This is a genomic window from Bradyrhizobium sp., from assembly GCF_049519115.1.
Taxonomy (GTDB): Bacteria; Pseudomonadota; Alphaproteobacteria; order Rhizobiales; family Xanthobacteraceae; genus Bradyrhizobium.
This window is the reverse complement of sequence record NZ_JBEKRB010000034.1, coordinates 1-13169: the sequence shown is the minus strand read 5'-3', so window position 1 is coordinate 13169 and position 13169 is coordinate 1. Positions and strand designations below refer to the sequence as shown.

16 protein-coding genes are annotated in these 13169 nt (G+C 61.3%); 13 read left to right on the top strand and 3 right to left on the bottom strand.

The features are described 5' to 3' along the window. The 10 genes from urtD to ABSE61_RS23075 all read left to right on the top strand — a co-directional run bounded on the left by urtD (window position 1) and on the right by ABSE61_RS23075 (window position 9185). Window positions 1-762: an urea ABC transporter ATP-binding protein UrtD gene (urtD, locus tag ABSE61_RS23120; protein WP_423873459.1), complete on the top strand. Its 762-nt coding sequence runs from the start codon at window positions 1-3 to the stop codon at window positions 760-762. A 121-nt stretch (window positions 763-883) separates the two neighbouring features. Further along, a complete protein-coding gene (urtE, locus tag ABSE61_RS23115; protein WP_423873458.1) occupies window positions 884-1579 on the top strand; it encodes an urea ABC transporter ATP-binding subunit UrtE in 696 nt (231 codons plus the stop codon). 57 nt (window positions 1580-1636) lie between these two features. Further along, window positions 1637-2473: an urease accessory protein UreD gene (locus tag ABSE61_RS23110; protein ID WP_423873457.1), complete on the top strand. Its 837-nt coding sequence runs from the start codon at window positions 1637-1639 to the stop codon at window positions 2471-2473. A 24-nt stretch (window positions 2474-2497) separates the two neighbouring features. Then, window positions 2498-2800: an urease subunit gamma gene (locus tag ABSE61_RS23105; RefSeq protein ID WP_423873456.1), complete on the top strand. Its 303-nt coding sequence runs from the start codon at window positions 2498-2500 to the stop codon at window positions 2798-2800. 62 nt (window positions 2801-2862) lie between these two features. Beyond that, window positions 2863-3168 carry an urease subunit beta gene (locus ABSE61_RS23100; protein ID WP_423873455.1) on the top strand — a complete coding sequence of 102 codons (306 nt, stop codon included), beginning with the start codon at window positions 2863-2865 and terminating at the stop codon, window positions 3166-3168. Between the two features lie 28 nt (window positions 3169-3196). Further along, on the top strand, window positions 3197-4909 hold the full coding sequence (ureC, locus tag ABSE61_RS23095; protein ID WP_423873454.1) for an urease subunit alpha: 1713 nt from the start codon (window positions 3197-3199) through the stop codon (window positions 4907-4909). Between the two features lie 24 nt (window positions 4910-4933). Beyond that, complete coding sequence (locus ABSE61_RS23090) at window positions 4934-5554, top strand: urease accessory protein UreE (RefSeq protein WP_423873453.1); 621 nt, start codon at window positions 4934-4936, stop codon at window positions 5552-5554. Then, window positions 5535-6320, top strand: coding sequence for an urease accessory protein UreF (locus tag ABSE61_RS23085; protein ID WP_423873527.1), 786 nt, complete (start codon window positions 5535-5537; stop codon window positions 6318-6320). Before ABSE61_RS23090 ends, ABSE61_RS23085 begins: the two co-directional genes overlap by 20 nt. A gap of 206 nt (window positions 6321-6526) precedes the next feature. Beyond that, complete coding sequence (gene ureG / locus ABSE61_RS23080; protein ID WP_423873452.1) at window positions 6527-7180, top strand: urease accessory protein UreG; 654 nt, start codon at window positions 6527-6529, stop codon at window positions 7178-7180. Window positions 7181-7526: 346 nt separating this feature from the next. Then, the gene (locus ABSE61_RS23075; protein ID WP_423873451.1) at window positions 7527-9185 is read left to right on the top strand and encodes a CHASE domain-containing protein; all 1659 of its coding nucleotides are present in this window, start codon (window positions 7527-7529) and stop codon (window positions 9183-9185) included. Window positions 9186-9194: 9 nt separating this feature from the next. Here the strand turns inward: ABSE61_RS23075 and ABSE61_RS23070 are convergent, their stop codons facing one another. Both ABSE61_RS23070 and ABSE61_RS23065 read right to left on the bottom strand, forming a co-directional pair. Then, window positions 9195-9740, bottom strand: a complete 546-nt coding sequence (locus ABSE61_RS23070; RefSeq protein WP_423873450.1) for a sigma-70 family RNA polymerase sigma factor — start codon at window positions 9738-9740, stop codon at window positions 9195-9197. Next, complete coding sequence (locus ABSE61_RS23065; RefSeq protein WP_423873449.1) at window positions 9740-9934, bottom strand: NepR family anti-sigma factor; 195 nt, start codon at window positions 9932-9934, stop codon at window positions 9740-9742. The genes ABSE61_RS23070 and ABSE61_RS23065 overlap by 1 nt, the downstream gene beginning before the upstream one ends. Before the next feature lie 226 nt (window positions 9935-10160). Here ABSE61_RS23065 and ABSE61_RS23060 point away from each other — a divergent pair, with 226 nt between their 5' ends. Further along, window positions 10161-10961 carry a response regulator gene (locus ABSE61_RS23060; protein WP_423873448.1) on the top strand — a complete coding sequence of 267 codons (801 nt, stop codon included), beginning with the start codon at window positions 10161-10163 and terminating at the stop codon, window positions 10959-10961. Between the two features lie 56 nt (window positions 10962-11017). Here ABSE61_RS23060 and ABSE61_RS23055 read toward each other — a convergent pair whose 3' ends face one another. Next, window positions 11018-11962, bottom strand: a complete 945-nt coding sequence (locus tag ABSE61_RS23055) for a hypothetical protein (protein WP_423873526.1) — start codon at window positions 11960-11962, stop codon at window positions 11018-11020. Between the two features lie 498 nt (window positions 11963-12460). Here ABSE61_RS23055 and ABSE61_RS23050 point away from each other — a divergent pair, with 498 nt between their 5' ends. Continuing rightward, the gene (locus tag ABSE61_RS23050; protein ID WP_423873447.1) at window positions 12461-12808 is read left to right on the top strand and encodes an Arm DNA-binding domain-containing protein; all 348 of its coding nucleotides are present in this window, start codon (window positions 12461-12463) and stop codon (window positions 12806-12808) included. 99 nt (window positions 12809-12907) lie between these two features. Beyond that, a partial coding sequence (locus ABSE61_RS23045; protein ID WP_423873446.1) for a LysR family transcriptional regulator occupies window positions 12908-13169 on the top strand: 262 nt, incomplete at its 3' end.

Sequence of the window (13169 nt, the reverse complement as noted above, 5' to 3'; positions counted from 1 at the left end):
ATGAACGTCAGAGATACCCGTGCCACTTCCGCGCTGCTTTATCTCGACGGCGTGCACGTCTCGTTCGACGGCTTTCATGCCATCAACAATCTGTCGCTGGTGCTCGAGCCCGGTGAAATGCGCGCGATCATCGGTCCAAACGGCGCCGGCAAAACCACCATGATGGACATCATCACCGGCAAGACCAAGCCGGACGAAGGCACCGTTTTGTTCGACGGCGTCACAGACCTGACACGGCTCGACGAGACCCGGATTGCCGAACTCGGGATCGGCCGCAAGTTTCAGAAGCCGACCGTGTTCGAGAGCCAGACCATCGAGGACAACCTGCTGCTCGCGCTCAATGTCGACCATAGCGTCAAGGGCACCCTGTTCTGGCGCGGCAGTAATGCCGAGGCCGAACGCATCGAGCGCGTGCTCGAAACCATCCGCTTGAAGGATGCCCGCAACCGCCTGGCGGGAAGCCTGTCGCACGGCCAGAAGCAGTGGCTGGAGATTGGCATGCTGCTGGCCCAGGATCCGAAATTGCTGCTGGTGGATGAGCCGGTGGCCGGCATGACCGATGTCGAAACCCATCAGACCGCCGAGCTCCTGAAGGAGATCAACAAGGATAAGACCGTGATGGTCGTCGAGCACGACATGACCTTTGTGCGAGAACTCGGCGTCAAGGTGACTTGCCTGCACGAAGGCACGGTGCTGGCCGAAGGCACCATCGACCAGGTCTCGGCGAACGAACGCGTGGTTGAAGTGTATTTGGGCAGATGATGACAATGACCCCCTCCTTGATCCTCCCCCTTTCAGGGGGAGGAAACTTCCGCAGCGCGCTTCTCCCTCCCCTTGAAAAGGGGAGGGTCGGAGAGGGGATCACGACGCAGAGATATTTCCGATGCTGAAGGTCGACAACATCAGCCTTTACTACGGCGCGGCCCAGGCGCTGCGCGGCGTCTCGATCTCGGCTGAGCCGGGCAAGGTGACCTGCGTGCTTGGCCGCAACGGCGTCGGCAAGACCAGCCTGTTGCGGGCGATGGTTGGGCAATATCCGATTTCCGGCGGATCGATCACCTTCGACGGCGCCGACATCACCGGCCTCAGGCCGTATGAACGGGCGCGCAAGGGCATCGGCTTTGTGCCGCAGGGGCGCGAGATTTTTCCGTTGCTGACGGTCGAGGAGAACCTCAAAACCGGCTTTGGCCCGTTGAAGCGCCAGGACCGCAACATCCCCGACGACGTATTTTCGCTGTTTCCGGTGCTGCAATCGATGCTCGGCCGCCGCGGCGGCGATCTCTCCGGCGGGCAGCAGCAGCAATTGGCGATCGGGCGGGCGCTGGTGATGCGGCCGAAATTGTTGCTGCTCGACGAGCCGACCGAAGGCATCCAGCCCTCGATCATCAAGGATATCGGCCGCGCGATCACCTACCTTCGCAGCCTCGGCAACATCGCGATCGTCCTCGTCGAGCAATATCTCGACTTTGCCTGCGAGCTCGGCGACAATTTCGCGGTGATGGACCGGGGCGCGGTGAAATACGCCTGCGATCGAAGCAATCTCGATCCGGGCGAAATCAGCCGTCAGATGGCCTTGTGAGAGAGGCCTGTGGCGCGGCGGGCCGCTGTTACATCCCGTAGGGATAGAGTTGGGCGGATGCGGACCGATACCACACCTCAGAGTGCTGCGATTTTCGCCGCCAACCGCGCCAGGGGCGCGGTGCGGTTCGATGTGAGCGGCGTCGACGGCGTGACGCGCCGTCGCGAGTTGCACGAGGCGGGATCGTTACGGGTGCGCTTTCCCTCGCCGGAGGATGCAGGGCTTTCGGCGGTACTGGTCAATACCGCGGGCGGGATCGCGGGCGGCGATCGCTTCGACATTGATATTACCGGCACGGGCGATGCGCGGCTGACTGTCACGACAGCGGCGGCGGAGAAAATCTACCGCGGGGGAGGTCCGCCGGCAGAGCTGAATGTCACGCTCAGGGCCGAAGGCCGCTCGCATTTTTCGTGGCTGCCGCAGGAGACGATCCTGTTCGACCGCACGCGGATCCATCGCCGCTTCGAGATCGATCTGTCCGAAACCGCCTCGCTTCTGCTCTGCGAAATCGTTGTGTTCGGCCGGCTCGCGATGGGCGAACGAATTCTGACGGGGGAATTTGTCGATCGGTGGCGGCTCCGCCGCGGCGGCCGATTGGTTTTCGCCGAAAACATCCGGCTCGATGGCGATATCGGCAACAAGCTCGCAAGTTCGGCGGTCGCCAAAGGCGGCGTCGCGATCGGTATGGCGCTGATCGTGCCCGGCGATGAGGCTCTCGTGGAGCGGATTCGCGAGCTCTCGCCAACGTTCGGCGGCGAGGTCGGCATCTCCGCATGGAATGGATTTGCAATGGCCCGCTTCTGTGCCCAAGATGCGGCCCGGCTACGGGCCGATATGATGGCGGTGCTGGGCCGTGCCAGTGGTGCGTCATTGCCTAGGCTATGGCTTAACTAAACTTCATAACACCAGAGTGCTCGCATGAATCTCTCTCCCCGCGAAAAGGACAAGCTGCTGATTTCAATGGCGGCCATGGTGGCGCGGCGGCGTCTCGAACGCGGCGTCAAGCTCAATCACCCGGAGGCGATTGCCATCATCTCGGATTTCATCGTCGAAGGCGCACGCGACGGCCGCACGGTGGCCGAACTGATGCAGTCCGGCGCGCAGGTGATCACCCGCGCGCAGGTGATGGATGGCATCGCCGAGATGATTCATGACATTCAGGTCGAAGCGACGTTCCCGGACGGCACCAAGCTCGTCACCGTGCACGAGCCGATCAGGTGACGCCAGTCATTCCGGCTGTCGCGAAGCGATAGAGCCGGAATCCAGAGGTTAAAGGAGATAAAATGATCCCCGGTGAACTCTTCATCAAGGACGGCGACATCGAACTCAACGCCGGCCGCAAGACGGTGACGCTCTCGGTCGCCAACACCGGAGACCGCCCGATCCAGGTCGGCTCCCACTATCATTTCTTCGAGACCAATCCGGCGCTGAAATTCGATCGCAAGAAAGCGCGCGGCATGCGGCTCGATATCGCCGCCGGCACCGCCGTACGGTTCGAACCCGGTCAGACCCGCGAGGTGCATCTCGTCGCACTCGCCGGGAAGCGCACCGTCTATGGCTTTCGCGGCGAAGTGATGGGGAAGCTGTGAAAATGAGCAAGCCGGTCGGAGTGAAGTCATGTCCGTGAAGATCAAGCGTTCCGTCTATGCCGACATGTTCGGCCCGACCACTGGCGACAGGGTGAGGCTTGCCGACACCGATCTCATCATTGAGGTCGAGAAGGATTTCACGACCTATGGCGAGGAAGTGAAATTCGGCGGCGGCAAGGTGATCCGCGACGGCATGGGCCAGTCGCAGGTGACCAACAAGCAGGGCGCGGCCGACACCGTCATCACCAACGCGCTGATCGTCGATCACTGGGGCATCGTGAAGGCCGACGTCGCGATCAAGGAAGGCATGATTTCGGCGATCGGCAAAGCCGGCAATCCCGACATCCAACCTGGCGTAACCATCGTGATCGGACCTGGCACCGACGTGATCGCGGGCGAAGGCAAGATTCTCACCGCCGGCGGCTTCGACAGCCATATCCATTTCATCTGTCCGCAGCAGATCGAACACGCGCTGATGAGCGGCGTCACCTCGATGCTCGGCGGCGGCACCGGGCCTTCGCACGGCACCTATGCCACGACCTGCACGCCCGGCCCCTGGCACATGGGGCGGATGATCCAGTCGTTCGATGCGTTTCCGGTCAATCTCGGCATCTCCGGCAAGGGCAACGCGTCGCGACCGGCCGCGCTGGTTGAAATGATCAAGGGCGGCGCCTGTGCGCTCAAGCTGCATGAGGACTGGGGTACGACGCCGGCGGCGATCGACAATTGCCTGAGTGTTGCTGACGATTACGACGTCCAGGTGATGCTGCATTCGGATACGCTGAACGAATCCGGTTTCGTCGAGGACACGGTGAAAGCGTTCAAGGGCCGCACCATCCACGCCTTCCATACCGAAGGCGCCGGCGGCGGCCATGCGCCGGATATCATCAAGATCGCCGGATTGAAGAACGTGTTGCCGTCTTCGACCAATCCGACGCGCCCCTTTACCCGCAACACCATCGACGAGCACCTGGACATGCTGATGGTGTGTCACCACCTCGATCCGTCGATTGCGGAAGATCTCGCCTTTGCCGAGAGCCGCATCCGCAAGGAGACCATTGCGGCTGAAGACATCTTGCATGACCTTGGCGCGCTCTCGATGATGTCGTCGGATTCGCAGGCCATGGGCCGGCTCGGCGAAGTCATCATCCGCACCTGGCAGACCGCCGACAAGATGAAGAAGCAGCGCGGCGCGTTGCCGCAAGACAATGGCAAGGACAACGACAATTTCCGCGTCAAGCGCTACATCGCCAAATACACTATCAATCCCGCGATCGCGCACGGCGTCTCGAAACTGATCGGCTCGGTCGAGAAGGGCAAGCTCGCCGATCTCGTGCTGTGGTCGCCGGCATTCTTCGGCGTCAAGCCCGAATGCATCATCAAGGGCGGCTCGATCGTGGCAGCCCCGATGGGCGATCCCAATGCGTCGATCCCGACGCCGCAGCCGGTGCATTACCAGCCGATGTTTGCCGCGTTCGGAAAGTCGCTCACCGCTTCCTCCGTGGTGTTCACCTCGAAGGCCGCCATTACTTCGGGGCTCGGCCGCAAGCTCGGCATCGAAAAAAAGCTTTATGGCGTTCAGAACACGCGCAAGATTTCCAAGAAGAGCATGATCCACAACGATGCGACGCCCAAGATCGAGGTCGATCCCGAAACCTACGAGGTGCGCGCGGACGATGAACTTCTCACCTGTGCGCCCGCCGAAGTGCTACCGATGGCGCAGCGCTATTTCATGTATTAGGACGCCATCCATGGTCATTAGCCTATGATCCGCGCCACGCAGGTTCGCGGCCAACATCGCTGGGATGATCCGCCGGCCGACACCATCGTGCTCGATTTCGACGATCGTCACCGGCGGCGAATGGCGATGGCGGGCACGCGCGGGCTCGAGTTCCTGCTGGATCTGGAAAATGCGGTGGCCCTGCGCGGCGGCGACGCACTGGTGCTCGAGGACGGCCGGCTGGTGGAAGTTGTCGCGGCGCCGGAGCCGCTGGTGGAAATCCGCGGCAGCGATCCGCAGCATCTGGTTCGCGTCGCCTGGCATCTCGGAAATCGTCACCTGCCGACGCAGATCGCCGGACGCGGCTTGCGTATCCGCCGCGACCACGTGATCGAAGCGATGGTGAAGGGGCTCGGCGCGCGGCTGATCGAAATCGAAGCGCCGTTCGACCCGGAAGGCGGCGCCTATGCCGGTGACGGCCACGCGCACGCGGCCGGTGAAACGCATGACCATGCGTCGCACGCTCATTCGCCTCACGATCATGCCGGGCATCATCATGACCACGGTCATCACCATGCGCACGACCACGGCCATGATCTTCAGCACGACGAACATTGCGAGCATGACCATCATGACGGCCATCCCCATGCTCATGAAGACAAATAAGCCGCCTGGAAAGCGGCGGAGCGTGGTGACGGAGGCGGCCGGATCGAGCGAGGCACCGGCGTCCGGGCCGGCCGATATGTCGGAAAGCGAAGTGGCCAGCCTTTACCGTCTGATGACGTGGCTCTCGCCGTCATTTCCGGTTGGCGCGTTTTCTTATTCAAGCGGCATCGAATGGGCGGTGGAGGCGGGTGACATCACGGACGCCACGTCCTTGCGGCAATGGCTCATTTCGATGCTGACGGATGGCGCCGGGATTTGCGACTGTATCTTTCTGGCGCACAGCTTCCGAGCCGCGTCGTCCGGTGATCACGCATTGCTGGCGGATCTCGCCGAGCTTGCTTCCGCCTTTGCACCCTCGCGCGAGCGTCATCTCGAGACCACGGCGCAGGGCAGGGCGTTCATCGAGATCGCGCGAGCCGCGTGGCATAACGCGTTGCTGGATCGGCTCGTTGCCTCTTGCAAGGCCGCCATCGTCTATCCGGTTGCGGTTGGTCTTGTCAGCGCCGCGCATGCTACTCCGCTCGCGCCGACGCTTCACGCCTTCCTGCATGCGGTGACGTCGAACTGGATATCGGCCGGCGCGCGCCTGGTCCCGTTGGGACAAAGCGACAGTCAGCGCCTGCTTGCGGCGCTCGAGCCGGTCGTGGGCGACACCGCAAGGCGCGCGCTGGCGGCTTCGTTGGACGATCTCGGCAGTGCGACGTTTCGCGCCGATCTCGCCAGCATGCGGCATGAAACGCAGTATACGCGGTTGTTCCGGTCATGACGGGTTATTGTGCTGTCGTCCCGGCCAAGCGAGCCAACGGGTCGCGCGAATACGCACCCGATGACAGGCTCCGACGAGCGCGAGCCGGGATCCATAACCAGACATGCGCGTGGTTATGCAAGCTGGGGACCAGCGTGCTCTAGGAATTGAATTTGGTGGTTATGAGTCCCGGCTTTCGCGGGGACGACGATGGAGAGGCATTCGACATGGCTAAATCTCACGGTCCGCTTCGCGTCGGCATCGGAGGTCCGGTTGGATCGGGAAAAACCGCGCTGATGGATCTGTTGTGCAAGTCGATGCGCCAGCGCTACGACATCGCCGCGATCACCAACGATATCTATACAAAATGGGACGCCGAATTCCTGGTTCGTTCGGGATCTCTGACGGCGGACCGGATCGCGGGTGTAGAGACCGGCGGTTGCCCACACACGGCCATTCGCGAGGACGCCTCGATGAATCTGGCGGCAGTTGCCGACATGCGTGCCAAATTTCCCGGTCTCGACGTGATCCTGATCGAGTCCGGCGGCGATAATCTCGCCGCTACATTTTCGCCGGAACTCGCCGATCTGACGATCTATGTGATCGATGTGGCGGCCGGCGACAAAATTCCTTCCAAAGGGGGCCCAGGCATCACCCGCTCGGACCTTCTGGTGATCAACAAGATCGACCTGGCTCCCTATGTCGGAGCCTCATTGGAAAAGATGGATACCGATGCCAGGCGGATGCGCGGCGAGCGGCCGTTTGTCATGACCAACCTGAAGAAGAGCGAGGGCTTGGATCGCATCATTGGCTTCATCGAGACCAAAGGCGGTCTGCGACCAGCCGAGCCCGCCGGGAAGCTCGGGGCCGGGGGGCGCTGACTTCCGCCTCGGTTACACTTACTTCAACAATTCGCAGAATGGCCAAGACTTCCTTAAAGTAAAAAGCCTCCCTGGAAACAAAAAAGGCTTCGTGGAAACAAAAAAGCTTCCCGGGAACAAAATCGGCTTGTGGCCGTTAGCATCCTCCGACGCGTTAACCTATTTTGCGTGGTAGTCGCTTTGCCCGCTGTGTTAGATCGCTTTCCACCAATCGCCGTTCCGATCGACTATAACAGCCGTCTCATGCAGGATGGTTGGCTCTCACTGCATTCCGATTTATGGCTGTTCAGGCCGTCGTCAGAGGTAGTTCAATCGATTTTCCAACGCCTCTTATTTGAGTGAACGAGTGGTTCGGCTGGGTCTCATCACCGGTTTTATCGCCCTGATCGGAGTTCTGCTCTCCGGGCTTGCGGCCTATCGCGTTCACGATCAGGAACTGACGGTCGATGGCATTGCGCTGGCACGCGCGATCGACGTCCATGCAAGTTTGGTCCAGGACCGCTTGACCGAGCGCGAGCTGCTGGCGAGCGTGGCATCCGGCCTTTTCCGGGCACCTTCGGTGATCAAGGCCAATATGCTGGAGCCCCTGCGTTCCTCGATCTACGCTTTCAAGACGGATTTTGCGATTGCAAGCTGGATCGCACGGCTTCGTCCCGAAGAACTGGGAGCGGCGCAGACCGAGCTTGCAAATGCCGGGTTTCCCAATCCGACCATTCGCGGTTTCGACGACGTTCCGTTGCAGACGGCCGCTCTTTCCCAACCTATCGACCTGTTGATGGACGTCGAACCGCGTAACGCGGAGACCATGGATTTTCCGGGCCGCCGTCTCGATCAACATCCCATTCTGGGGCCGATGCTGGCGCGGGCGATGTCGGAGATGAAGCCGGTAGCGTCCGATCCACTTCCGCTGTTGCGTCATGACGGACCCGTCGGCTTCGTCCTTGCCGCGCCGGTTTTACAGAGTAACGGAGCGCAGCCGGCCGGCTTCGTGACCTTCTCCTATGAAATCGCCCCGCTGATGCTGACCAATGACGACCTCTCGCTGTTCTCGGTCGCGCTGAAAGATCCGCGCGACGAACATGGCGAACTGGTCGCAGGCGAGGGAGGCGCGGCTGTTTCGCGACAGGCCAACCCGCAAAGCCCGACGCCGGCCGTGAGCCGGACGGTTTCATTTGGCGGGCGGGACTGGACGCTGACCTACTACGCCAAGACCAACACCATGAATCGCGCCCGGCAGACGGCGGCGATTGTGGCGGCCATTGGCCTTGCCTTGACCGCCATCGTCTGCGGTCTGTTCGGGTATGTGGCCTACAATAACCTGCGCCTGAGCCGCGAAATCCAGGTGCGGATCGGTTTCGAGCGCCGCCTGACCGCGGTCATCGACGAGCTCAACCATCGCGTCAAGAATATCCTGGCGGTGATCCAGTCGATCGTGACGCGCACGCTGCGCCATGGGGCGGATATCGACGTTGCCCGCGAACTGCTGATCGGCCGAATTCATGCGATGTCCAACGTGGTTTCGCTGCTCAGCGAAAGCCAGTGGCAGGGCGTCAACCTGAAGGGATTGTTCGAAGCGCGGGCGATACCGCATGCCGACCGCATCGCCGTCAGCGGTCCCGACATTGTCGTGAGCGCGCGGGCCGCGCAGTCATTGTCACTATTGTTCTTCGAGCTGGCCTCACACTCCGACGAAGGTCTCTCGCTGGTCGGCAAGCATCCGCATATTGTCGCGCATTGGGAAGTGTCCGGAGAAGAGCCGGACACGACCTTTCAGTTTCGTTGGGAGGAGTTCAATACCAGCGCTGCGACCCGCCGCGCCGATAGCGATTTCAGCCTCATTTTGCTCGACCGCGTCGCGCCCGAGGCGCTCGGTGGCACATCGAAACGATATTTCACCGACGTCAGTTACGTGTATGAATTGACGGCTCCGATGGAGACCGTCGTCGACATGTCGGAAAGAGACCGGACCGAACAATTTTCGGCGCCGCTCAAGCCGGTCCGATAGCCGCGGGTATTAACCGCTGCCACCGATCACCGCACGTACCGTCTCGTCGGGGCCGAAGTCTTCGGCGCCGTCGACATAGAGCAGTGCGGAGAGCTTGGATCGCGCCCGGTTGACGCGGCTCTTGATGGTGCCGACCGCACAGCCGCAGATCGCCGCCGCATCCTCATAGGAGAAGCCGGAAGCACCCACCAGGATCAGCGCTTCACGCTGGTCCTGCGGCAGCTTGTCGAGCGCCGTGCGAAACTCCTCGAACTCCAGGTGGGCATTCTGCGCCGGCTGGGCTTTCAAAGTCTTGGCGTAGCTGCCGTCGGCATCCTCAACCTCGCGGCGCCGCTTGCGGTAATCCGAGCGGAACAGGTTTCGCAGGATCGTGAACAACCAGGCCGGCAGGTTCGAGCCCGGCTGGAAGGAGTCGATGTTGGCGAGTGCACGCAACAACGTCTCCTGCACCAGGTCGTCGGCGCGATCGCCGCTACCCGAAAGCGAAATTGCGAAGGCGCGCAAGCTCGGTACCGACGCCAGAATGTCGTCGCGCAGTGAATCGGTGAGAGGCATTACTCCCCTCCGTCTTTTGTGCCCGCATCTTTCAGGTGGGGACTACCCTCAGGGACATCAAGCTTGCGGATCAACTCGACGAACCGATCGGGAACGCCCTGCCGGACAACATCGTCGTACATGGCGCGCAACTGATGACCGATTCTGGACTGGATCTCGGCATTCAGGCCGCCCTGCTTTTTTGCTTCCTTCATGTCCTGTCCCACGCTTCCCCGGGGGTTAAGCTTCTGTATTTTCACGGCTAATCCTCGAAATGACCCATGCCTCGGCTCCTTCCGTGCAAGGCCTAATTCGAAGTTGGCATAAAAGTTCCGCGAACGAGGGGAACTTTTCCCCCAGTCGGGCGTAAATTCCGCACTTGGGGAGTATCGGGTCGGTCCCCATTTGAAAGGTTTGACCCAGGAAATAGACGGAGTGGGGATGTCCCGATCACAGCTCGTTGCCGAACACTTGCCGTTGTTGCGCCGGTATGCCCGCGCATTGACAGGAAATCAGTCCTCGGGTGACGCCTACGTCGGAGCCATGCTGGAGGCGCTGCTTCAGGATCCATCCTTGCTCGATGAAGGCCATGGCGCTCGCGCTGGCCTGTTCCGGCTGTTCACCCAGATCTGGAATTCGGTTTCGATCAACGAAGATCCTGAGGTGACGACGCTGCCGATGCCGCCGGAGCGCCGACTGTCAAATATCACCCCTCTGCCGCGTCAGGCGTTCTTGCTCCTGTCTCTGGAAGGTTTTTCGGAAGAGGAAGTCGCCTTCATTCTCAGCGTCGACGTACCGGAGGCACGCAAGCTCGCCGATACGGCCGGGCGCGAGATGGCCGCGGAAATCGCCACCGATGTTCTTATCATCGAGGACGAAACCTTCATCGCGATGGATCTCGAAAGCCTAGTCAAAAATCTCGGTCACAACGTGATTGGTGTCGCGCGCACGCACACGGATGCGGTGGCGCTGGCCAAGAACAAGAGGCCCGGTCTGATCCTCGCCGACATTCAACTGGCCGACGGCAGCTCGGGTCTCGACGCCGTGAACGAACTGTTGCGGACCTTCGAGGTGCCGGTGGTGTTCATCACCGCCTATCCCGAGCGCTTCCTGACCGGTGAGCGTCCGGAGCCCGCCTTCCTGATCTCAAAGCCGTTCCAGCCGGCGATGGTATCGGCGGTAGCAAGCCAGGCGCTGTTCTTTCAGCGCAACTCGCGCAACCGTTCGCCTAAGGTCGCCTGATCAAAATCATCCAAGGAAGCCAAAACGAAACGGACGCGCGAAAGCGCGTCCGTTTTTTATGTCGTGCTCGTTTGATGCGTTAATGCGGGCTTCAGTGCGGCGTGGCGTCCGACCATGATCAGAATCCCGCCGATTTGCGGCAGCAACGCCAGCAAGACAAGCCTGAGCATGGCAAAGTCTTCGAGCGTCGGCCGCAACAGGCCGCGGGAGACCCACGTAACAAGCTTGATCGCCGCGTCACTCTGAGGGTCCGCGGTCTGCCCGACAGCCGTCATGGCGGAGTCCACGACCTGGCGACGTTCTGCGACGGCCGCTTCGCGTTCGCGGCAGAATTTCCCGACGCCGCCTTTGCACTCCCGGTCACGGGCGGCCATCGCGTCCGTCAGCGCGGCCTGCGCGTTTGTAATTGCGGGGGTGACGCGCGATGCACGCGTGATCGCCACGTCGCTGATATTGGTGGATGCGAAGCCGATGCCCGCCGTTACCGCGAACACGAATGTCATCAGCCAGAGCGCCCAGCCTACCAGCGCGGTCGCACGCTGCCCCGTTCGCCATAGGCCGGCGGCGCAGGATGGCATGACAAGGGCGACGAGGTCAGCGGCGACGCCAACGGCAAGGAAAAGCCATCCCGCGGCGTCGCTTGATCCCAGTGATCGGGCAAACCAGCCGTTGATCGTGATGCCGACGGCGGCAAGGGCCAGCGCCGCGATCGACAAAAGAACGGGAGCCAGGTAGTCGCGCGAGCACGCGACCGCTTCGCTCGGATGGGTCGTCACGGCCGATGGCGGCGTGACGGGCGGTTCCGAAATTGCCTCTTCTGTCGGCAAAAATTCCGGGGGTATGAACGACTCGGAAGAAAGAGATTCGCGCTCTGTTGCAGCGGCCTTCGCCCGCTTTTTGCGCGGGCGGTAAGCCTTCGCGCGTCTCACGCTCTTTTTATCCCTCTTCTCCAGCGGGATCTGATGAAGGGGAATAATCGAGGCAATTGTGTCGTCAGCCATGGAACCGCTCCTGCCGGTTGCAATGGATACGCGCGGGAGCAGGGTGCAACCATGCCGGCGCGCCGACACCTAAGATTATGGGCCATGCGTCGTCTAGGAACGGCGCGCAACACTCGCGGATTCATTTTTGCAGTTGCTTCCGCGGCGCGGTTTCGCGGGTTCCATGGCGGCAAAAAACGGTGGAAAACGCCGATCTGCCCCGGCGCAGTTTAGTTGAGCGTCAGGCGAAAGGATTGTTCCCAAGCGTCACCAACGCCGCACGCCAAAGCGGGCGGTCGTACAACATCAGGAAATTTCTCAAAAATTGGGGGGCGCGGCTGGCATCACCACGGTTGCGGTGCGATTTCGCGGGTGGTCGCCCTAGTTCGTGGATGAGCTTCTAAGTATCTGTTGATTCAGCTATAATCCCTCCCTCGAAAGTCTGCCAACGTTCGCGGAACTCCGCCGGAATTCACCGCGATCCGTGTTCAATGGTGGGGCGGATGGTGGGGCGGAGAGATGGCCAAAAGACAGTTGCACAAGCTTTCCGCGCGCGAGGCGGAAACCATTACGGAGCCCGGCCGCCACGGTGATGGTGGAGGGCTTTACCTCGTGATCGAGGCCGGTGTGCATGGCCGACGCCAATGGATCTTCCTTTACCGTGTGCGTGGCACCAGCAAGCGCAGAGAGCTTGGCCTTGGACCGGCCAAGGGAAAAGGCAAGGACGGACTGTCCCTCGCCGATGCCAGGCTCAAGGCCGCGGATGCTCGCAAGAAACTCGCTGAAGGCAAAGACCCCGCGGCGGAGCGAAGGGCTGAAAAGGTGGCGGCGAACTCTTTGCCATGGCTATATCTCCTTGGGGGTTGACCGAGGCAACGGCCCCGTTGGCTGAAGACATACTGATGGAACGAATTTGCCTGTAGTTGCCTAATTCGGTACTGTCCGTTCCAAAAATGGAACGGGTATATGCAGGACCTCAACGACCTCTACTATTTCGCCCGGGTGGTTGAACATGGCGGGTTCGCGCCTGCCGGGCGTGCTCTTAGCCTTCCGAAATCCACGCTCAGCCGCCGTGTTGCGCTGCTCGAAGAAAGGCTGAAGAGCCGGCTCCTACAGCGCTCGACCAGGCATTTCGGGATGACCGAGGTCGGCGAAGTCTATTACCGTCATTGCGTGGCGATGATCGCCGAGGCCGAAGCCGCTCAGGAAGCGATCGACAACACCAGCG